Source organism: Actinomadura sp. GTD37, assembly GCF_041951365.1.
Classification (GTDB): Bacteria; Actinomycetota; Actinomycetes; order Streptosporangiales; family Streptosporangiaceae; genus Spirillospora.
The window spans coordinates 1-20,509 of sequence record NZ_JBGNUS010000009.1 but is presented as its reverse complement, the minus strand read 5'-3'; the positions used below and the strand labels follow the sequence as shown (position 1 = coordinate 20,509).

The following is a 20,509-nucleotide window of genomic DNA, read 5'->3' as shown; positions in this document are numbered from 1 at the left end:
GGTCAGATGACCCGCGCGAAACGGTTCTCGGGTTTGCGGATGACCAGCGTCACCTCGCTGTGGTCTGCGGTGAGGCGCCCCCGGGTGGCCGCCGACACGAGCCGGCACAGCAGCGCGGCGAGGCCGGTTCCGGCCCCGAGCGCGTCGACGGCCTGCCGGGACGTGTACTCCTCGGCGATCACCAGGCCGCGCATCACGCAGTACCAGCGCAGGCCGGACCGGGACGCGACCCGGCTGTAGACCGCGGGCGGCGGGCTCGTCCGGACCGTCGGCTCCGGCCGGGACGCGGGACGCGGCGCCGGGGCGGGGACGGGCGGCTCGCGCCGCGGCCCCGGCCCCGGCCCGGCGACCCGCTCGTCCGCCGGGTGGGGGACGCGGGCGTGCGCGCCGCGGGGCCCCCGCCCGGGGCGCGCCCCTCGCCCGGCGCGCGCTCCCCGGCCCGCGCGCGGGCCCCGCCCCGGACGCGGCCGGCCGCGGCGGCGGCCGGACGTGCGCAGCCACCCGGGCAGCCTGCGGTCCAGGAAGCCGAACGCGGTGTCGCGGTCGCGCAGGTGCACCAGCAGCAGCCCGCCGGGCTTCAGCGCGGCGACGAACCGGTCGAGCACCAGCTCGGCGTGCGGCACGCGCTCGATGAGGTACGAGGCGTGCACGATGTCGTAGGCGCGCGGCGGCAGCGGCACCGTGCGCAGGTCGCCGAGGTGCCAGGCGTCGAGGTCGGGCCGCTCGCAGGTATGGGCGCGCAGCTCCGGGGACTCGATGTCGACGCCCGTGACGTGGTGCTCGCGGTCGCCGAGGTCCAGGCCCGTGCCCCAGCCGCAGCCCGCCTCCAGGATGTGGATCCGCTGCAGGGGCTTCTCTAGGGCGTACTGACGGGCGCGTTCTGAGAAGAGATCGCCGTCGTTGACCGGCGGCGTACGCAGATCGGTCACAATCTCGCAGCGTAATCGCACGACTGCGCTCCGTCCGCTATTTGCCCTTTCTTGGTAACCGTCGTGTCGCGGGAGGCGCGTACCCTGGTACGAGGCGCTGGGATCCCGCGGGGATTTCCGGCTTTTCGGGCTGCCCTGCCTCGGGTTTATCGGCGATTGTGCGGGCGAAGATGACGCTTTCTGGACTTGTTGACCTTGCGTGCGAAGACCCCCGTCTGGAGCGCGCCCTCAAGCGGGCGCGGGCCGACCAGGAGGTCGTCGCGCCGGCCGCACTGTGGCCGATCCTCGCCGCCGCGCTGAGCCGCCGGCTCCGCGCGGACGGCGGCGGCGCGGTGCTCGCGGTGACCGCGACCGGCCGCGAGGCCGAGGACCTGACCGCCGCCCTGTCGAGCCTGCTGGACGTCGGCCGGGTCGCGCACTTCCCGGCGTGGGAGACGCTGCCGCACGAGAAGCTGTCGCCGCGCTCGGACACGGTCGGGCAGCGGCTCGCGGTGCTGCGCCGGCTCGTCCACCCCGACGCCGGCGGCCCGCCCACCGGCGAGGAGGCCGAGCGCGGCCTGGCGGGCAAGGGCGGCTCGCTGGACGTCGTCGTGACGCCGGTGCGGGCCGTCCTGCAGCCGATCGTCGCCGGGCTCGCCGACCTGGAGCCGGTGCGGCTCGCCTCCGGCGCGGACGCCGACATGGACGACACCGTCCGGGCCCTGGTGGAGGCCGGCTACCACCGCGTCGACCTGGTGGAGAAGCGCGGCGAGATCGCGGTGCGCGGCGGCATCCTGGACGTGTTCCCGCCGACCGAGGAGCACCCGCTCCGGGTGGAGTTCTGGGGCGACACGGTCGAGGAGATCCGCTACTTCAAGGCCGCCGACCAGCGGTCCCTGGAGGTGGCCCAGGACGGGCTGTGGGCGCCGCCGTGCCGCGAGCTGCCGCTGACGGAGCAGGTGCGCGAGCGCGCGAAGCTGCTCGCCGGAGAGCACCCCGCGCTGGAGGAGATCCTCGGCCGGATCGCGGGCGGCGACACCGTCGAGGGCATGGAGGCGTTCTCGCCCGTCCTCGCCGACCGCATGGAGCTGCTGACCGACCTGCTGCCGGACGGGTCGGCGCTGCTGGTGTGCGAGCCGGAGCGGATCCGCACACGCTCGGTGGAGCTGGTCCGGACGAGCCAGGAGTTCCTGGAGGCGAGCTGGGTCAACGCCGCCGCCGGGGGAGAGGCGCCGATCGACCTGGGCGCGGCCGCGTTCCGCTCGCTGGAGGAGGTGCGCCGGCACAGCACGGAGCTGGGTCTGCCCCGGTGGAGCGTCACGGCGCTGAACCCGCTCACGGCGGGCGAAGCGGGCACAGGGGGGTCGTCCTCCCTGAATGACGCGGGCGACGCGGGCGACGCACTGAACCTGGGCGTGCGGCAGGCGGAGGCGTACCGGGGCGACACGTCCCGCGTCGTCGGCGACCTCAAGGGCTGGGTCGACGGCGGCTGGCGCGTCGTGATGGTCACCGCCGGGCACGGGCCCGCCGAGCGGCTCGTCCAGCTCGTCGGGGAGGAGGGGCTCGGCGCGCGGCTCGCCGACCTCGCCGGGCCGCCCGAGCCGGCGCTGGTCAACGTCGCGACCGGGCTGCTGGAGAACGGGTTCGTCTGGGAGTCGGCCAAGCTCGCGGTGCTGACCGAGACCGACCTGTCCGGGCAGAAGTCGTCCACGAAGGACGCCCGGCGCATGCCGTCCAGGCGGCGCGGCGGCATCGACCCGCTCCAGCTCAGGACCGGCGACTACGTGGTGCACGAGCAGCACGGCGTCGGCCGGTACGTGGAGATGGTCAGCCGGACGGTGCAGGGCGCCACCCGCGAGTACCTGATCCTCGAATACGCCAAGAGCGACCGGCTGTTCGTCCCGACCGACCAGCTGGAGGAGCTGACCCGCTACGTCGGCGGCGAGGCGCCCAGCCTGCACCGGCTCGGCGGCGCCGACTGGCAGAAGGCCAAGTCCCGCGCCCGCAAGGCCGTCAAGCAGATCGCCGGGGAGCTGATCCGGCTCTACTCGGCGCGGATGGCGAGCCCCGGCCACCCGTTCGCGCCCGACACCCCGTGGCAGCGGGAGCTGGAGGACGCGTTCCCCTACAACGAGACGCCCGACCAGCTCGCCGCCATCGACGAGGTCAAGGTCGACATGGAGCGGCCCGTCCCGATGGACCGGCTGATCTGCGGCGACGTCGGCTACGGCAAGACCGAGATCGCGGTGCGCGCGGCGTTCAAGGCCGTCCAGGACGGCAAGCAGGTCGCGCTGCTCGTGCCGACGACGCTGCTCGTCCAGCAGCACATGTCGACGTTCACCGAGCGGTTCGCGGCGTTCCCCGTCGTGGTGAAGCCGATCAGCCGGTTCCAGACCGACGCCGAGATCGCGGAGACGCTGCGCGGGCTGTCCGAGGGCGCCGTGGACGTCATCGTCGGCACCCACCGCATCCTGTCGTCGCAGACCCGGTTCAAGAACCTCGGCCTGGTGATCATCGACGAGGAGCAGCGGTTCGGCGTCGAGCACAAGGAGGAGCTGAAGCGCCTCCGGACGCAGGTCGACGTCCTCGCGATGTCCGCGACGCCGATCCCGCGCACGCTGGAGATGGGCCTCACCGGCATCCGGGAGATGTCGACGATCCTCACCCCGCCGGAGGAGCGGCACCCCGTCCTGACGTTCGTCGGCCCGTACGAGGAGAAGCAGATCGCCGCCGCGGTCCGCCGCGAGCTGCTGCGCGAGGGCCAGGTGTTCTTCGTGCACAACCGGGTCCGCTCGATCAACAAGGTCGCGGCGAACCTGGCGCGGCTCGTCCCGGAGGCGCGGATCGGCATCGCGCACGGGCAGATGAACGAGAACGAGCTCGAGAAGGTCATGGTCGACTTCTGGGAGCGGAACTACGACGTCCTCGTCGCGACCACGATCGTCGAGTCCGGGCTGGACGTGCCCAACGCCAACACCCTCATCGTCGACCGCGCCGACATGTACGGCCTGTCGCAGCTCCACCAGCTGCGCGGGCGCGTCGGACGCGGCCGGGAGCGCGCCTACGCCTACTTCCTCTACCAGCCCGAGCAGCCGCTGACCGAGACGGCGCACGAGCGGCTCGCGACCCTCGCCCAGCACACCGAGATCGGCGCGGGCATGTACGTCGCCATGAAGGACCTGGAGATCCGCGGCGCGGGCAACATCCTCGGCGCGGAGCAGTCCGGGCACGTCGCGGGCGTCGGGTTCGACCTGTACGTCCGGATGGTGGGGGAGGCCGTCCAGGAGCTGAAGAACGGCGGCCGAGCCCGGGCGGAGAGCGTCGAGACCAGGGTGGAGCTGCCCGTCGACGCGCACCTGCCGCACGAGTACGTGCCGGGGGAGCGGCTCCGGCTGGACGCCTACCGCCGCATCGCCGCCATCACGTCCGACGACGAGATCGGCGCCGTGCACGACGAGCTGAAGGACCGCTTCGGCCCGCTGCCCGTCCCGGTGCTGAACCTGCTGGAGGTCGCGCGGTTCCGGGCGAAGGCGCGGAGCGCGGGCCTCACCGACGTCACGCTCCAGGGCGCCTTCGTCAAGTTCACCCCGGTGGACCTGCCCGACTCCAAGCAGGTCAGGCTGCAGCGGCTGTACCCGAAGAGCATCCTGAAGCCGGCGACCGACACCCTGCTCGTGCCGGCGCCGAAGACCGCGGCGATCGGCGGCCGGCCGCTGCGCGACCAGGAGCTGCTGAGGTGGGCGACCGACCTGGTCGAGGCCCTGTTCCTCGAACCCGCGACCGCGTCGGGCAAGCGGTAGCCTGAGCCGATCCCGACTCCGACCCCGATTCAGACCATTCATGACGAGACGAGGAATCCGTGCCTGGTAAGTCCGTGAAGGCGGCGGTGGCGGTCGTGCTGGCGGCCGGCGCGCTGGCCGGCTGCGGCGGCTCCCCGAAGGTCGGCACCGCCGCCCTCGTCGGCGACGACCGCATCACCGTCACCGACCTCAGCCAGACCGTCCGCGACTGGCGCACCCAGTTCCGCGCCGACCCGGCGGCCAACGAGCTGCGCGCGAACGCCGGGGGCGTCGCGCCGCAGCTCGCCGGCGACTCCGAGTCCGATCTGCAGGGCGCGCTCACCCTGCTGATCAACTTCCAGGTCGCCGACAGGGTCGCCCGCAAGGCGGGCGTGACGGTCAGCGGCGGGCAGGTCGACGGCGCGGTCCAGGCGCTGAACCAGCAGGGCGGCGCCGACTCGGTCACGCTGGCGAGCGGACTGCCCCGCGACCGCGCCCGCGACCTGGCCCGGCTCGTCGCGACGCAGATCGCGGTCATGCGGCGGTTCGGCGCGGACATGGACAACCGGCTGAGCCCGGCGACGCAGCAGGCCGGCCGGCAGTGGAACGAGCTGTTCCAGCGCACCGCCGACGGCATGCACATCGAGGTCAACCCGCGCTACGGGACCTACGACCCGGGCAAGTTCGAGGTCGGCCCGATCACCTACCGGCTGTCCAGCCCCGACTCGGGTATCTGAGGCGCATGAGCCTGACACTGCTCGCGACCACCCACCGGGTCGCGCCGGGCCTGCTGACCTGGCGGGCGTGGGACGCGCTCCGGTCGGCCGCCGCCGTCCGGCTCCGCGCCGGGCACCCGCTGCTGCCCGCGCTGCGCGAGGCCGGGGTCGGCGCGGAGACGGTCGAGGAGCCCGACGCGGCGCGGCTGGTGGCCGACGCGCGGTCCGCGGCCCCGGACGGCGGCATCGTGTGGGTGGCCGCGCCCGAGGGCGACGAGGCGCTGATGCGCGAGATCGGGACGCTCGTCGTGGCCGATCCGCTGGACGTCGAGGTCCTGCACGGCTCCTACGACCTGCCGGGCGCGCGGCTGCTCGACCTGGTGTCGGTCATGGACACGCTGCGCCGCGAATGCCCGTGGGACCGCAAGCAGACGCACGTCAGCCTCGTCCCGTACCTGCTGGAGGAGGCGTACGAGGTCCTCGACACGATCGAGTCCGGCGACCTCGGCGCGCTCCGCGAGGAGCTGGGCGACGTGCTGATGCAGGTGGCGTTCCACTCGGTGGTGGCCGCCGAACGCGACGACGAGACGGCGTTCACCATCGACGACGTCGCGGGCGCGATCGTCGAGAAGCTGGTGCGCCGCCATCCGCACGTGTTCGGGGACGTGACCGTGTCCGGCGCCGACGAGGTCAACGCCAACTGGGAGCAGATCAAGGCGGCCGAGCGGGCGGCGAAGAGCGGCGACGAGGCGTCGGCGCTCGACGGCGTCCCGCTGGGGCAGCCGGCGCTGTCGCTGGCCGCGCAGCTCCAGCGCCGCGCCGCGCGGCTGGAGGCCCCGGCCGGCCTCGCCGACGGGCTCGCCGAGGGTCGCGCCTCGGACGCCGGGAGCGACGTGGGGGAAAGGCTTTTCGCGCTCGTCCGGGAGGCGGCGGAGCGGGGCGCCGACCCGGAGGCGGAGTTGCGCGCCGTTTCGCGGGTATTCCGCGATCGTGTCCGAGCGTGGGAACGACGGCGGTAGCTCGCCTGAATCGCGGGGAATCGACCGGAACATCGCCGATGGGGTGGTCCGGCCGCGTACGCACGTTTACTCTAAGCGCGTGCCTGCCGGGGCAGATGGTGAACCAGGGAATCGCGCCGCGAGGGGCGGGCTCCCCGTCCCGCCGCGCCGCCGCCGCGTCCTGACCACGTCCACGAGCCGGGCCGAGAAGGCCCGCGCGCTGCGCGGACTGGGCGCGCTCGGCGGCCTCGCCGGCCTCCTCGTCGCGCTGATGCTGCTGCCCACCGCGTGCACGGCCGGGGTCGGCGCCCGCGACACGGCCCGCTGGTTCGACAGCGAGCCGGTCGACCTGACGACGTCCGGCGTCCCGCAGCGCTCCACGATCCTCGCCGCGGACGGATCGAAGATCGCGACGTTCTTCTACCAGAACCGGGTCGACGTCCCGCTCGCCAAGATCGCGCCGGTGGTGCGGCAGGCGGTGCTCGCCATCGAGGACAGCCGGTTCTACGAGCACGGCGCCATCGACATGCAGGGCACGCTGCGGGCGTTCGCCAGCAACCTCAGCAGCGGGCAGGTGACGCAGGGCGGCTCCGGCATCACCCAGCAGTACGTGAAGAACCTCCTGCTCACCCAGGCCGACAACAACGAGGAGCGGGAGGCGGCCAAGGAGGTCACCGCCGCCCGCAAGATCCGCGAACTGCGGTACGCGGTCGCCGTGGAGGAGAAGTTCGGCAAGGACGAGATCCTGCGCCGCTACCTCAACATCGCCTACTACGGCGACGGCGCCTACGGCGTCGAGGCCGCGTCCCGGCACTACTTCTCCAAGCACGCGTCCGAGCTGAACCTGCCGGAGGCGGCGCTGCTCGCCGGGATCATCCGCTACCCCTACGCCTACGACCCGACCCGGCACCCCGGCGAGGCCCGGCAGCGCCGCGACACCGTCCTGGACCGGATGGCCGAGCTGGGCTGGATCGACCGGGCCAAGGCGGACGCCGCCAGGAGCAGGCCCATCCAGCTGGACGTCGACAACCTCCGGAGCGGCTGCGTCACCAGCAGGTCGGCGTTCTTCTGCGACTACGTCCAGCGCGAGATCCTCACGAACCCGGTGTTCGGCAAGACGCCCAAGGACCGCGAGAAGCTGCTCAAGCGCGGCGGCCTCACGATCCGCACCACCATGGACCCGCGGGCGCAGAAGGCGGCGCAGCGCGCCGTCGACCAGCACGTCCCGCCGAAGAACTCGGCGCACAAGGCCGCCGCCGAGGCGATGGTCGAGCCGGGCACCGGCGAGATCAAGGCCCTGGTCGTCGACCGGCGGCTCGGGCCGGACAAGGAGCGCGGCAAGACCTGGATCAACTTCGCCGCCGACGCCAGCCACGGCTCCAGCATCGGCATGCAGGCCGGGTCGACGTTCAAGGCGTTCACGCTGGCCGCCGCGCTGGACGAGGGCCTGCCGTTCGGCACCCGGCTGATGGCGCCGCGCGAGTTCACCCCCGTCGGCTTCCGCAACTGCGACGGCGCCCGGGTCGGCGACCCCGGCGCGTCCCTGCGCAACGCCGCCGACGGCGAGGGCGGCAAGGAGTTCAGCCTCGTCACCGGCACGCACCACTCGGTCAACACGTTCTTCCTCGCGCTGGAGAAGAAGGTCGGCCTCTGCGACACCGTCAAGATGGCCGAACGGCTCGGGATGCGGCAGGCGAACGGCAAGCCGCTGGAGGAGTACCCGGCCTTCACGCTCGGCTTCAACCCGGTGTCGCCGCTGCGGCTCGCCGCCGCCTACGCGGCGTTCGGCGCGCGCGGCGAGTACTGCCGGCCGACCGCGATCAAGGCGGTCGGGGACGCGTCCGGGCACCGGCTGAAGGTGCCGGGACGCGACTGCGAGCAGGTCATCGACGAGGGCGTGGCGGACGCCGTCAACTACGTCCTGCAAGGCGTCCTCACCAAGGGCACGGCGCAGGGGATGGGCATCGGCCGTCCGGCCGCCGGCAAGACCGGCACCGTCGACGACTTCTCCGCCGCCTGGTTCGCCGGGTACACCCCGGAACTGGCGGCGGCCGTCTGGGTCGGCGACCCGCGCGGCGGCTACCGGTACCCGATGGGGAACCTCTGCATGGACGGCACCTGCTACGGCTCCGTGTTCGGGGCGACGATCCCCGCGCCGATCTGGCAGCAGAGCATGAGCGGCGCGCTGGCGGGCACGGCGGCGTCGTCGTTCCAGCGCCCGCCGTCGCACTACTTCAGCAAGGGGTCCGGCGAGGACCGGGCGAAGGTGCCGGACGTGCGCGGCATGAAGCCCGCCGAGGCCGTCGCCAGGCTCCGGGCCGCGGGCTTCCAGACCGAGGTGGGCGAGCCGGTCGAGTCGCGCCGGTACAAGAAGGGCACGGTCGCCGAGATGAACCCCGGGCCCGGGTCGGCCGAGCCCGGCACGACGATCACGCTGCGCGTCAGCGAGGGCTCGGACGAGCCCGGCGACGGCGGCGGTCCGGGCCCCGGCGGGCCGCCGCGCCCGAGCCCGCCGGTGACCGTCCCGCCGCTGCCCGGCGACCCGGCGCAGCAGGCCCCCGCCTGACGAAGACGGCCGCTCCGACCCCTGCGACCTGCGGATCCGTGTGACGGCCCGGTGATCGGGTAGATCACCTCGGGGGTTGTCGCGGCCCCGTGAAGATCCGATCGGGGGGACGATCGTCATGCGAGCCATCGCCGTGTCCGAGTACGGCGCCACACCGGCGCTGATGAACCTGCCGCGCCCGGAGCCGGGGCCGGGGGAGATCCTTGTCAAGATCGTCGCGGCCGGGCTCAACCCGGTCGACTGGAAGATCGCCGACGGCATGCTCAAGGACTCCGTCGACGTGCCGTTCCCGCTGATCCTCGGGCAGGACGGCGCGGGCGTCGTGGACGAGGTCGGCGCGGACGTGGTCCGGCTGCGGCACGGCGAGCAGGTCTACGGGGGCTTCCTGGACGCCCCGCGCGGCCTCGGCAGCTACGCCGAGTACGCGATCGTCCGCGAGGACGGGCCGGTCGCGCGGATGCCGGAGGGGATGATCTACACGCAGGCGGCGGCGGTGCCGACCGCGAGCACGACCGCGCTCGCCATCGTGGAGGAGGCCCGCGTCGACGCAGGGCAGACCGTCCTCGTCGTGGGCGCCACCGGCGGCGTCGGGCAGAGCGCGGTGCAGCTCGCCGCCCGCACGGGCGCCAAGGTCATCGCGACCGCCCGCGACGACATGGCCGGGACGATGCGCCGCCTCGGCGCGGACGAGACCGTCGACCACTCCAAGGGCGACCTCAACCAGCAGGTGCTCGCCGTCCACACCGACGGGGTCGACGTCGTCCTCGACGCGGTCAGCGACACCACCGCCGCCGAGCACATCGCGCAGCTGCTGCGCCCCGGCGGGACGTACGTCAGCACCACCTGGGCGGTCAACCCGGACGCGATGGAGGCCAGGGAGCTGCGCGGCGTCAACTACGAGGGCAAGCCCTCGGCCGCGCTCCTGGAGCGGCTCTCCGACCTCATCGACGCGGGCGAGCTCCGCGTCCGGGTCGAGCGCGAGGCGCCGCTCGCCGAGGCCGCCGACGCGCTGGCCGCCAACCGGGCGGGCGGCGCGCGCGGCAAGACGGTGCTCCGCGTCTGAGCGCCGCGCGAGGCGAGGACTGCCCGCGCCTCCCGTGGGCATGAAGGGCCGTACCCGACGGGGAGGATGAGATGAACCAGACCGAGGACGAGCGGCGCACCCGGCTCCGCGAGATCGACGAGTCCCTCGACCGGCTCCGCGCCGACCTGCCCGAGCCGTCCGCCGACGCCGGCGACTTCATCGACGCCGGCCAGTACCTCGCGCAGCGCGAGGAGCTGCAGGGCCAGATCGAGCAGCTCGAAGCCGAGCGCGAACGCCTCCGCGACTCCCTCGGCCTCGGCTGAGCCCGCCCCGGGAACACCCGGGAACACCCGGGAACAAAGGCCCCCCGCCCCCGGTTGCGGGTTGTGTCAAGCAACGGAGGGGAGGCGGCGATGACCGCCTACGAGGAGTTCGAGCGCGCGACGCTGTTCTTCGACGCCAAGGACTACGCCGGCGCGGCGCGCCTGCTGGCCCCGATCGCCGCGGAGAACCCCGGCAACCGCTCCGTCGTGGAGCTGCTCGGCCGCGCCTACTTCCACAGCGCGCAGCTCGGCCGCGCGGAGGCGACCCTCCGCGGGCTCGTGGAGCTCGACCCGTGCAACGGCTGGGCCCACGAGGCGCTGGCCCGCACCCTGGAGCGGCGGGGCCGCGCGGACGAGGCGGCCGTGTTCCGCAAGCTCGCCAAGGCGATGGGCGTCGACCCGGCGCCGGGCGTCGAGGTCACCGTCACCGCCGCCGACCTGTACTGACCCCGGTCAGGAGCGGGGCAGGCGGAGGACGAAGCGGGCGCCGTCGCGGCCGTCGATCCGGTCGGTGAGGACGAGCGACCCGCGGTGCGCCTGGGCGATGTCCCGGGAGATGGCGAGCCCGAGGCCGGTGCCGCCCGCGTCGCGGTGCCGGCCCTCGGCCAGCCGGGTGAACCGCTCGAACACCCGCTCGCGGTCCTCCGGCGCGATGCCCGGACCGTCGTCGATCACCTCGACGACGGCGGTCGCGGGCATTTCGGCGCGCAGGATCATCGTGACCTCGGCGGACGCGTGCCGGTCGGCGTTGTCGAGCAGGTTGGTCAGCAGCCGCGCCAGCTCGCTGCGCCCGCCGCGCACCGTCACCGACCCCTCCGACAGGACGGTCACCTGGGTGCGGCGCGGCCGGCGCAGGACCTCCTCGTCCGCCAGCTCGGTCAGGTCCACCGGCTCGCGCGGGAAGCTCCGGTCGGCCTCCAGCCGCGCCAGCGCGAGCAGGTCGTCCACCACCGCCGACAGGCGCTCGATGTTCTCCAGGACCGCCCGCAGCGTCCGCGGCACGTCGCTGTCCTCCGGCGCGGCCAGCGCCAGCTCCACCTCCATCCGCAGTGCGGTGAGCGGGCTGCGCAGCTCGTGCGACACGTCGGAGACGAACGCCCGCTGCCGCGCGACCGCCTGCTCCAGCCGGTCGAGGGTCGCGTTCACGCTCTCGGCGAGCAGCCCCACCTCGTCGCGGCGGCCGGGCACCGGGACGCGGCGCTCCAGGTCCGTGGCGGTGATCTCGTCCAGTTCCCGGCGGATCCCGTCCACCGGCCGCAGCGTCCGGGTCGCCGACAGCCACGTCGCGTAGCCGACGAGGCCGGTGATGAACGGGATGCCGAGCACGAGCAGCAGTGCGGCCACCGGGTGCGGGAGCAGCCCCGGCCGCGGGGCCATCGAGGAGACGATCTTCGCGGACGGCCCGACGCCGACCTGGTAGGCCACGATGAGGAAGCAGTCGCCGCCGGGCGCGTCGACGTCGCAGCTGCGCCCGTCGCGGCGGAGGTCGTCGGCCGTCGGCCGAGCGAAGCGCACCGGGGGGCGGCCCCGCATCCGCGGCGAGGCGGCGATCACCCGCCCGTTCAGGTCCGTCACCTGCAGGAGCTCGTCGTCGGAGGTCACGATCGAACTCCGCAGCCGTCCGGCGTTGATGGCCGTCGCCACCCTGCGCCCGTCCCGGGCCAGACCCCGCACGGTCTCCGCGGTCGCCTGCTGCCTGAGCAGCACCAGCAGGACCCCGCACAGCGTGGTGGACAGCACCAGCGCGACCAGCGTGGCCGTGAGCGTCATCCGGATGCGGATCTCCGGGCGATGCAGGACGGCCCGCCACATCCAGTGGCTCAGTCCCGTGGACGGCCGGCGGAGCCGGACGCGTATGGCGACCTCCCGGGTATGTTCCTGCCTGTTCCCGAGATTCCTTACCTGAACGGGGCAAACGCCACCGTGGCGGACGGGTAAAACCCGGTCATGCCGCGGCCTCGCGGCACCCGCCGGACGCCCTGCGGACGCCCTGCACGGCGAGCCAGTTGGTCGGTGCGGGGGCCGCGCGGATAGGCTCGGTGACCGCACCAGACCATCCGCATCCTCTGGGGGTTCCCCGTGTCGTCGATCGAGGCCGTACTCGCCCGGGAGATCCTTGACTCCCGCGGCAATCCGACCGTCGAGGTCGAGGTCCTGCTCGCCGATGGGACCGAGGCGCACGCCGCCGTGCCGAGCGGCGCCTCCACCGGCCAGTTCGAGGCCGTTGAGCTGAGGGACGGCGGTGAGCGCTACGGCGGCAAGGGCGTCCGCAACGCCGTGAAGGCCGTCAACGAGAGCATCGACGAGAAGCTCGTCGGCTACCCGGCGTCCGACCAGCGGCTGATCGACCAGCTCCTGGTCGACCTGGACGGCACCCCGGCCAAGTCCGCGCTCGGCGCCAACGCGATCCTGGGCGTCAGCCTGGCCGTCGCCAAGGCCGCCGCCGACTCCGCCGGCCTGCCGCTGTTCCGCTATGTGGGCGGCCCGAACGCGCACCTGCTGCCCGTCCCGATGATGAACATCCTGAACGGCGGCGCGCACGCCGACAGCAACGTCGACATCCAGGAGTTCATGATCGCGCCGATCGGCGCGGCCACCTTCGCCGAGGCGCTGCGCTGGGGCGCCGAGACCTACCACGCGCTGAAGTCGGTGCTGAAGTCCAAGGGCCTGAACACCGGCCTCGGCGACGAGGGCGGCTTCGCCCCCGACCTGCCGAGCAACCGGGACGCGCTCGACCTGATCGTGGAGGCGATCCGCAAGGCCGGCTTCACCCCCGGCCGCGACATCGCGCTCGCCCTGGACGTCGCCGCCACCGAGTTCCACGCCGACGGCCAGTACGCGTTCGAGGGCACCAAGCGGTCCGCGGACGACATGGCGGCCTACTACGGCGAGCTGCTCAGCGCCTACCCGCTGGTCTCCATCGAGGACCCCCTCGACGAAGAGGACTGGGCCGGCTGGGAGGGCCTCACCGCCGCCGTCGGCGACCGCGTCCAGATCGTCGGCGACGACCTGTTCGTCACCAACCCCGAGCGGCTCGGCCGCGGCATCGCGTCCGGCGCCGCGAACGCGCTGCTGGTCAAGGTCAACCAGATCGGCACGCTCAGCGAGACCCTCGACGCCGTCTCGCTCGCGCAGACCAGCGGCTACAAGTGCATGATGAGCCACCGGTCCGGCGAGACCGAGGACACCACGATCGCCGACCTGGCCGTCGCGACGAACTGCGGCCAGATCAAGACCGGCGCCCCGGCCCGCAGCGACCGCGTCGCCAAGTACAACCAGCTGCTGCGCATCGAGGAACTGCTGGACGACGCCGCGCGCTACGCCGGCGCCGCCGCGTTCCCGCGCTTCGACGCGCGGGGTTGAGCAGCGGCCGGTGACCCGGCGGGCGGGACGGCCGCGTCCCGCCGCCGGGTCCCGGGCGGCCGAGCCGGAGGCAGGGGACGGTATGGCGCAACGCGACGACCGCGACGACCGCGACGACGATGACGGCGACGACCTCGGCGCGCACGACCGCGAATCCGCGGGGCGCCGCGGCAATCCGGCGCTGACCAGCCGCGCCGCCATCCTCGCGGTGGTGGTGTGCGCGATCGCGCTGAGCCTCGCCTACCCCGTCCGGGAGTACATCGCCCAGCGCAAGGAGATCGCCGACCTGCGGCACAAGGAGGCCGCGGCCCGCGGGCAGGTCGAGGAACTCGCCCAGCGCAAGCAACAATTGGGTGATAAGTCGTACATTGAGCGTGAGGCGACGCGACGGCTTCATTACTGCCGTCCTGACGTAAAGTGCTACATCGTGCTGGACGGAACCGGGGCCGAGGGCCGGCAGGCGCGCCGGGGCGGGCCGCCGAGCAGGCCGCCGTGGTACGAGACCCTGTGGCGGTCGGTGGAGGCCGCCGACCGGCCGCGCTGATTCGCGGGTGGGGACAGATGATCGAAGCAGGTGACACGGCCGCCGTCGCGGCCCAGCTCGGACGGGAGCCGCGCGGTGTGCGCGCGGTGGCGAGCCGCTGCCCGTGCGGGCTGCCCGCGGTGATCGAGACCGCGCCGCGGCTCCCCGACGGGACGCCGTTCCCCACGCTGTTCTACCTGACGTGCCCGAAGGCCGCCTCGGCCATCGGGACGCTGGAGGGCAGCGGCGTCATGCGCGACATGCAGGCCAGGCTCGCCGGCGACGCGTCCCTCAGGGACGAGTACGCCGCAGCCCACGACGACTACCTCCGCCGCCGCGACGACGCCGCCCGCGAGGACGGCGTCGAACCGCTGCCCGCCGGCACGCAGAGCGCCGGCGGCATGCCCGAGCGCGTCAAGTGCCTGCACGCCCTGATCGCGCACGAGCTGGCGGTGCCCGGCGCGAACCCGTTCGGCCGCGAGGGCCTGGAGGCGCTGCCCGAATGGTGGCGGTCCGGGCCCTGCGTCCAGCCTGAGGGCGTCCAGCCTGAGGGCGTCCAGATCGAGCGGGCCCGGGTGGATCACCGGGCCGAACCGGGGGAGAGCGAGTGACGCGGGTCGCGGCCGTCGACTGCGGGACGAACTCGGTCCGCCTGCTGATCGCCGACATCGTGCCCGGCGAGGGCGGCGGGCGGCTGACCGACGTCGAGCGCCGGATGGAGATCGTCCGGCTGGGCGAGGGCGTCGACGAGACCGGGCGGCTCTCGCCCGCCGCGCTGGCGCGGACCTTCACCGCGATGCGCGGCTACGCCGAGCTGATCGAGCGGCACGGCGCCGGCACCGGGCACGGCCCGATCAAGACCCGGGTGGTGGCGACCAGCGCGACCCGCGACGCCGCCAACCGGTCCGACTTCGTCAGCGGCGTCCTCGACATCTTCGGCGTCGTCCCCGAGGTGATCAGCGGGGACGAGGAGGCCGAGCTGTCGTTCCTCGGCGCCACCCGCGAGCTGGCCGAGCTGCGGCCCGCCCGCCCCTACCTGGTGGTCGACATCGGCGGCGGCTCCACCGAGTTCGTGCTCGGCAGCTCCACCGCCGGCGCGTCCCGCTCGATCGACATCGGCTGCGTGCGGATGACCGAGCGGCACCTGAAGGACGACCCGCCCTCCCCGCAGCAGATCTCCGGCGCCGCCGCCGACATCGACACCGCGCTCGACGCCGTCCGGGAACGGGTCCCGGTCGACGAGGCGCGCACGCTCGTCGGCCTCGCCGGGTCGGTCACCACGGTCGCCGGGATCGCGCTCGACCTGCCGGAGTACGACGCGTCCCGCATCCACCTGTCGCGCATCACCGCCACCCAGGTGCACGAGGTCACGCGGCGGCTGCTGCACGCCACCCGCGCCGAGCGGGCCGAGATCGGCGTCATGCACCCCGGCCGCGTCGACGTGATCGGCGCGGGCGCGCTCATCCTGGACCGCATCATGCGGGAGTACGGGTTCGGCGCCGTCGTCGTCAGCGAGCACGACATCCTGGACGGCATCGCCTGGTCGCTGCTCTGAGCCCGGCGCGGGCGCTCAGCGTTTGAGCCGCGCCAGCAACGCGGGGATCAGCACCGCGTTCGGGTTCTGCTGCGGGACGTACAGGATCGGCGCGCTGCTGCTGGCCTGCTGGATCCAGACCCGGCCCCGGTCGACGGTCGCGCCGGAGATCGACGACCAGCTCAGCGACACCCGGTTGCCGCGCACCCCGCCCGGATGGACGGTCAGCCCCTGCGCCACGTCGACCGAGTCGCCGGCCCGGACGCGTCCGGCCAGCTCGGCGACCAGCCGCGGCTCCGCGTGCTCCTGGCAGAGCTGGATCAGCCGCCCCCAGACGTGCTCGGGGTCGGGGTCCCGGCCCGGGACGGCGTCCGGCTCGATCACCACCTCGACGCGCGGGCCGCCGCGGAACGGGAACCGGCCCGCCTGGAAGATCCACTGCGTGCCGGGGCGGTGGCCGGAACCGGCCGGGCGGTCGGCCGCCCAGTACGCCACCCACTCCACCCTCGGCCAGGTGAGCGACGCGTCCGCGTAGGCGAGGCCCTGGTCGTCGGCGTACAGGTGCAGGCCGCGCAGGGTGACGTCCAGCCCCTGGACGTCCGGGGCGCGGTCCCAGGAGGGGCGCTGCGCGTGCGGGGCGGCGCGGGCGGCGCCGGCCTCCTCGCGGACCGGCGCCCTCTCCTGCCGCGGCGGGGGCAGCCGGGGCGGCCGGTCGGGCTCGGGGTTGAGGCGCTCGGTCCAGGTCCGGCCGTCCCACCAGCGCAGGCTCCCGGTGCCGTAGGGGTCGGGGTACCAGCCCGGTTGCGACACTCCTGCCTCCCGCTGGGCACGATGGCGACGCCGGACACCCGCCTCCCCGACCGGCGAACGCATCGTACCGACCAGGCCCGTCCCGCACCCGGCATGGGCGGAACCCGGCCACCGCCGGGCGAGACGGCGCGGCGTGGGACGATCGATGGTATGCCGACCGCCAACGCCCCGTTCGTGCCGCCCGGATCCGGGTGGCCGGAGGATCCCGCGACGCCGGGCACCCCCGTCGCCCACGGCACCGGCGAGGTCGTCGAGCTGGCCGCCGAAGCGCCCGGTCTGGACGAGCTGTGCGCCCGCCAGTCGGTGTGCCGCGCCTGCGACCGGCTCGTGGCGTGGCGGGAGAAGGTCGCCGTCCAGCGGCGCCGCGCGTTCGCCGGCGAGGAGTACTGGGGCCGCCCCATCGCCGGGTGGGGCGACCCCGAGCCGCGCATCCTGATCATCGGGCTGGCCCCGGCGGCGCACGGCGGCAACCGCACCGGGCGCATCTTCACCGGCGACCGGTCGGGCGACTGGCTGTTCGCGTCCCTGTACCGGGTGGGGCTCGCGGCGCAGCCGACCAGCGTCCGCGCGGGCGACGGGCAGCGGCTCATCGGCGCGCGGATGGCGGCGACCGTCCGCTGCGCGCCGCCCGACAACAAGCCGACGCCGCTGGAGCGGACGACGTGCCTGCCGTGGCTGGCCCGCGAGGTCGAGATGGTGGCGCCGAGCGTCCGCTGCGTCCTGTGCCTCGGCGGGTTCGCGTGGCAGGGCGTGTGGCCGGCGCTCAAGCAGGCGGGGTACGGGGTGCCGCGGCCGCGGCCGAAGTTCGGCCACGGCGCGGAGGCGGAGCTGGCGCCGCCGCCCTCGGTGGCCCGGCGCGACCCCGTGCTGCTGCTGGGCTGCTACCACCCGAGCCAGCAGAACACCTTCACCGGCCGGGTCACCGAGGAGATGCTGGACGCCGTCCTCACCCGCGCCCGCGACTACCGCTAGCGAGGCTCCGGGTTCGTCGTGAGGGGCTGGAGGCGGATCCGGCCGTGCTGGCAGACCGCCCCGTACGTCCAGTTCGCGGTGATCTGCTCTGTGTCGTTGGGCGCGATCACCTTCAGCGCGGACGGCTCGGGCTCGCAGCCCGCGTCGTCCGGCTCGTCCCCGGCGGGCACGACCGCCCAGTGCAGCCGCTCGTAGGCGCGGCCGCCGTTGCCGACCGTGATCGTGCGCGCGGCGCCCTCGCGGACGACCTTCGTCGGGACCGTCCCGTCCGCGCCGGACAGCTGGAGCCCCGACCAGCCGCCCGTCGTGCAGTTCTTGCCCGACCTGTTCGTCAGGACGAGCGTCGCGTAGCGGTTCCCCGCCGCGGTGCCGAGGTCGGTGAGCGACGCGCCGAGCATGCCGCTGGTGCAGTGCGGGCTCCCCGCCGCGGCACCGGGCGCGCCGGGCGCGCCGGGCGAACCGGGCGAACCGGTCCCCGGGGCCGTGGCTGTGGCCGTGGCCGTGGCGGACGTCCCTGACGAAGCCGGACCCGCCGTCGCACCCCCGCTGGACGACGCGCTGCCCGCGTCAGGGCTGGACCCGCATCCGGCGAGCGCTCCGGTGACGGCGGCGGCGACGACAATCCCCCAGATCAGTCGCGGCATCGTGCCCACCCCCCGGTGAACGAGAGCGACGGCAGGTCAGGGCCTTGGCCAAGCGGCCGCGGGCGTGGTGACCGGCCCCCGTCCCGGTCCGCCGTCCGCGGCCGCTTGGCGCCCCCGTCCGGCCCTGATCCCGCCGTCCTCTTTCTGGTGATACATCCGGTGAGATGCCGGAAGGGGCCATGAAGTTCGCATGCCGGGCGTACGGGTATCGCTCCGGACATGCCTTCTACATCGGTTCGGACGAGCGGCCCTCCGGGCACCTCGGCGCGCGGCGGGGGATCGGCGAAGCAGATCGTGATCGTCGGCGGGGGGTACGTCGGCATGTACACGGCCCTGCGCCTGCAGCGCAGGCTCCGCCGCGAGCTGCGCCGGGGCGAGGTGGTCGTCACCGTCGTCGACCCCCAGTCCTACATGACCTACCAGCCGTTCCTCCCCGAGGCGGCCGCGGGGAACCTGGAGCCGCGGCACGTGGTCGCGCCGCTGCGCAAGGTCCTCGGACGCTGCCGGATCGTCAACGGGTTCGTGACCCGGATCGACCACGCGTCCAAGCGGATCACCGTCTGCCCTGCCGGGACGCGGACCGACGGCGTCGCCGCGCGCGACGTCGGCTACGACATGCTCGTCGTCGCGGCCGGCTCCATCTCGCGGACGCTGCCCATCCCCGGGCTCGCCGAAAGCGGGATCGGCTTCAAGACCGTCGAAGAGGCGATCTTCCTGCGCAACCACGTCCTCCACCAGCTCGACATCGCCGCCGCCAACCCGGACGACGAGCACGTCAGAAGGCGCGCGCTGACGTTCGTGTTCGTCGGGGCCGGGTTCGCGGGAGTCGAGGCCATGGCCGAACTGGAGGACATGGCGCGGGACGCGTGCAAGTGGTACCCGACGATCGACCCGCGCGAGATGCGCTGGATGATGGTGGAGGCGACCGACCGCATCCTGCCCGAGGTGGGCCCGGAGATGGGCCGCTGGACCGCCGACGCGCTGGGCCGCCGCGGCATCGAGATCAAGATGAAGACGCTGCTGAAGTCCGCCGAGAAACGGCACATCGTGCTGAGCGACGGCGAGGAGTTCGACGCAGGCACCCTCGTCTGGACCGCCGGCGTGAAACCGCACCCCCTCCTCAAGGACACCGACCTGCCGCTGGACGACAAGGGACGCCTCAAGGCGACCCCCGAACTGACCGTCGAAGGGCTGGAGCACGTGTACACGGCCGGCGACAACGCCGCCGTCCCCGACCTCAGCGGAAAGGGCGAGTTCACCGCGCCCAACGCCCAGCACGCCGTCCGGCAGGCCAAGCGGCTCGGCGACAACATCGCCGCGGACGTGCACGGCAAGCCGCGAAAGCCGTACAAGCACGCCTATGTCGGTTCCGTCGCGAGCCTCGGCCTCCACAAGGGCGTCGCCAACGTCTACGGAGTGCAGTTGCGCGGCCTCCCCGCCTGGTTCATGCACCGCACCTACCACCTGTCGCGGATGCCGACCGTCAACCGCAAGTTCCGTATCACCATGGATTGGACACTCGCGTTCTTCTTCCGGCGGGAAATCGTCTCCCTGGCCGAGCTGGAACGGCCGCGCCAGGAATTCGAACTCGCCGCAGGGCGCACCCAGGAGAACGTGTCGGCCTGACTCCGTCCACCGAGGTGAGAGCGGGTCGGGCACGTCCACGCGGGCCTGTCCGGCGGGACCGTGGCGCTTCTTGACTGGCGCTGTCGAACTGGCCGGACCCGGCCGTCTCCCCCAACCCCGTGAAAGGACGCGCCGTTCTCAGCCCCTGACTCGATATGATGACGCCGCCCCTGTAGCCCAATGGCAGAGGCAGGCTCCCTAAAAGAGCCATCGTGTCGGTTCGAGTCCGACCAGGGGCACGCGCCGGGCCACCATGCTCGTTGATCTCCGATCAACTCGCGGGTGGCCCGCATTGTTTACCCAGGGGGCCGACCCCCTGGAACCCCCGAGGGCGGGCCACCATGCTCGTTGATCTCCGATCAACTCGCGGGTGGCCCGCATTGTTTACCCAGGGGGCCGACCCCCTGGAACCCCCGAGGGCGGGCCACCATGCTCGTTGATCTCCGATCAACTCGCGGGTGGCCCGCATTGTTTACCCAGGGGGCCGACCCCCTGGAACCCCCGAGGGCGGGCCACCATGCTCGTTGATCTCCGATCAACTCGCGGGTGGCCCGCATTGTTTACCCAGGGGGCCGACCCCCTGGAACCCCCGAGGGCGGGCCACCATGCTCGTTGATCTCCGATCAACTCGCGGGTGGCCCGCATTGTTTACCCAGGGGGCCGACCCCCTGGAACCCCCGAGGGCGGGCCACCATGCTCGTTGATCTCCGATCAACTCGCGGG

The 20,509-nt window shown here is 73.6% G+C and carries 17 protein-coding genes and 1 tRNA gene; 14 read left to right on the top strand and 4 right to left on the bottom strand.

The window, feature by feature from the left end; translation table 11 throughout:
• Nucleotides 1-2 precede the first annotated feature (2 nt).
• Nucleotides 3-929: a class I SAM-dependent methyltransferase gene (locus ACA511_RS33780; RefSeq protein ID WP_375028758.1), complete on the bottom strand. Its 927-nt coding sequence runs from the start codon at nucleotides 927-929 to the stop codon at nucleotides 3-5.
• A gap of 170 nt (nucleotides 930-1,099) precedes the next feature.
• Between ACA511_RS33780 and mfd the strand changes: the two genes are divergently transcribed.
• From mfd to ACA511_RS33745, 7 genes are all read left to right on the top strand, one after another.
• The gene (gene mfd, locus ACA511_RS33775; RefSeq protein ID WP_375028757.1) at nucleotides 1,100-4,708 is read left to right on the top strand and encodes a transcription-repair coupling factor; all 3,609 of its coding nucleotides are present in this window, start codon (nucleotides 1,100-1,102) and stop codon (nucleotides 4,706-4,708) included.
• Between the two features lie 59 nt (nucleotides 4,709-4,767).
• Nucleotides 4,768-5,424: a hypothetical protein gene (locus ACA511_RS33770; RefSeq protein WP_375028756.1), complete on the top strand. Its 657-nt coding sequence runs from the start codon at nucleotides 4,768-4,770 to the stop codon at nucleotides 5,422-5,424.
• A 5-nt stretch (nucleotides 5,425-5,429) separates the two neighbouring features.
• Nucleotides 5,430-6,422 carry a YabN family protein gene (locus tag ACA511_RS33765; protein WP_375028755.1) on the top strand — a complete coding sequence of 331 codons (993 nt, stop codon included), beginning with the start codon at nucleotides 5,430-5,432 and terminating at the stop codon, nucleotides 6,420-6,422.
• Between the two features lie 79 nt (nucleotides 6,423-6,501).
• Nucleotides 6,502-8,967, top strand: coding sequence for a penicillin-binding protein (locus tag ACA511_RS33760; RefSeq protein WP_375028754.1), 2,466 nt, complete (start codon nucleotides 6,502-6,504; stop codon nucleotides 8,965-8,967).
• Nucleotides 8,968-9,085: 118 nt separating this feature from the next.
• Nucleotides 9,086-10,030 (top strand): NADP-dependent oxidoreductase, encoded by a 945-nt coding sequence (locus ACA511_RS33755; RefSeq protein ID WP_375028753.1) that lies wholly within the window; start codon nucleotides 9,086-9,088, stop codon nucleotides 10,028-10,030.
• 71 nt (nucleotides 10,031-10,101) lie between these two features.
• Entirely contained in the window at nucleotides 10,102-10,314 is a 213-nt protein-coding gene (locus ACA511_RS33750; protein ID WP_375028752.1) for a hypothetical protein, read from the top strand.
• A 90-nt stretch (nucleotides 10,315-10,404) separates the two neighbouring features.
• On the top strand, nucleotides 10,405-10,761 hold the full coding sequence (locus ACA511_RS33745) for a tetratricopeptide repeat protein (RefSeq protein ID WP_375028751.1): 357 nt from the start codon (nucleotides 10,405-10,407) through the stop codon (nucleotides 10,759-10,761).
• Nucleotides 10,762-10,767: 6 nt separating this feature from the next.
• On the opposite strand, the gene ACA511_RS33740 is transcribed toward ACA511_RS33745, so the two are convergent.
• Nucleotides 10,768-12,126: a sensor histidine kinase gene (locus ACA511_RS33740; RefSeq protein ID WP_375028750.1), complete on the bottom strand. Its 1,359-nt coding sequence runs from the start codon at nucleotides 12,124-12,126 to the stop codon at nucleotides 10,768-10,770.
• 267 nt (nucleotides 12,127-12,393) lie between these two features.
• On the opposite strand from ACA511_RS33740, the gene eno reads away from it, so the two are divergent.
• The 4 genes from eno (at nucleotide 12,394) to ACA511_RS33720 (ending at nucleotide 15,755) form a co-directional block, all read left to right on the top strand.
• A complete protein-coding gene (eno, locus tag ACA511_RS33735; protein ID WP_375028749.1) occupies nucleotides 12,394-13,677 on the top strand; it encodes a phosphopyruvate hydratase in 1,284 nt (427 codons plus the stop codon).
• A gap of 82 nt (nucleotides 13,678-13,759) precedes the next feature.
• Nucleotides 13,760-14,221 carry a septum formation initiator family protein gene (locus tag ACA511_RS33730; RefSeq protein WP_375028748.1) on the top strand — a complete coding sequence of 154 codons (462 nt, stop codon included), beginning with the start codon at nucleotides 13,760-13,762 and terminating at the stop codon, nucleotides 14,219-14,221.
• Between the two features lie 17 nt (nucleotides 14,222-14,238).
• On the top strand, nucleotides 14,239-14,811 hold the full coding sequence (locus tag ACA511_RS33725) for a DUF501 domain-containing protein (protein WP_375028747.1): 573 nt from the start codon (nucleotides 14,239-14,241) through the stop codon (nucleotides 14,809-14,811).
• Nucleotides 14,808-15,755 (top strand): exopolyphosphatase, encoded by a 948-nt coding sequence (locus ACA511_RS33720; protein ID WP_375028746.1) that lies wholly within the window; start codon nucleotides 14,808-14,810, stop codon nucleotides 15,753-15,755. The genes ACA511_RS33725 and ACA511_RS33720 overlap by 4 nt, the downstream gene beginning before the upstream one ends.
• A gap of 15 nt (nucleotides 15,756-15,770) precedes the next feature.
• On the opposite strand, the gene ACA511_RS33715 is transcribed toward ACA511_RS33720, so the two are convergent.
• A complete protein-coding gene (locus ACA511_RS33715; protein WP_375028745.1) occupies nucleotides 15,771-16,544 on the bottom strand; it encodes a DUF2510 domain-containing protein in 774 nt (257 codons plus the stop codon).
• 150 nt (nucleotides 16,545-16,694) lie between these two features.
• Between ACA511_RS33715 and ACA511_RS33710 the strand changes: the two genes are divergently transcribed.
• The gene (locus tag ACA511_RS33710) at nucleotides 16,695-17,516 is read left to right on the top strand and encodes a uracil-DNA glycosylase (protein ID WP_375028744.1); all 822 of its coding nucleotides are present in this window, start codon (nucleotides 16,695-16,697) and stop codon (nucleotides 17,514-17,516) included.
• On the opposite strand, the gene ACA511_RS33705 is transcribed toward ACA511_RS33710, so the two are convergent.
• Nucleotides 17,513-18,160 carry a DUF4232 domain-containing protein gene (locus tag ACA511_RS33705; RefSeq protein ID WP_375028743.1) on the bottom strand — a complete coding sequence of 216 codons (648 nt, stop codon included), beginning with the start codon at nucleotides 18,158-18,160 and terminating at the stop codon, nucleotides 17,513-17,515. The genes ACA511_RS33710 and ACA511_RS33705 overlap by 4 nt on opposite strands.
• Before the next feature lie 219 nt (nucleotides 18,161-18,379).
• Between ACA511_RS33705 and ACA511_RS33700 the strand changes: the two genes are divergently transcribed.
• Nucleotides 18,380-19,786 (top strand): NAD(P)/FAD-dependent oxidoreductase, encoded by a 1,407-nt coding sequence (locus ACA511_RS33700; RefSeq protein WP_375028742.1) that lies wholly within the window; start codon nucleotides 18,380-18,382, stop codon nucleotides 19,784-19,786.
• Nucleotides 19,787-19,952: 166 nt separating this feature from the next.
• Nucleotides 19,953-20,025, top strand: a tRNA-Leu gene (locus tag ACA511_RS33695).
• The last annotated feature ends 484 nt before the right edge of the window (nucleotides 20,026-20,509 follow it).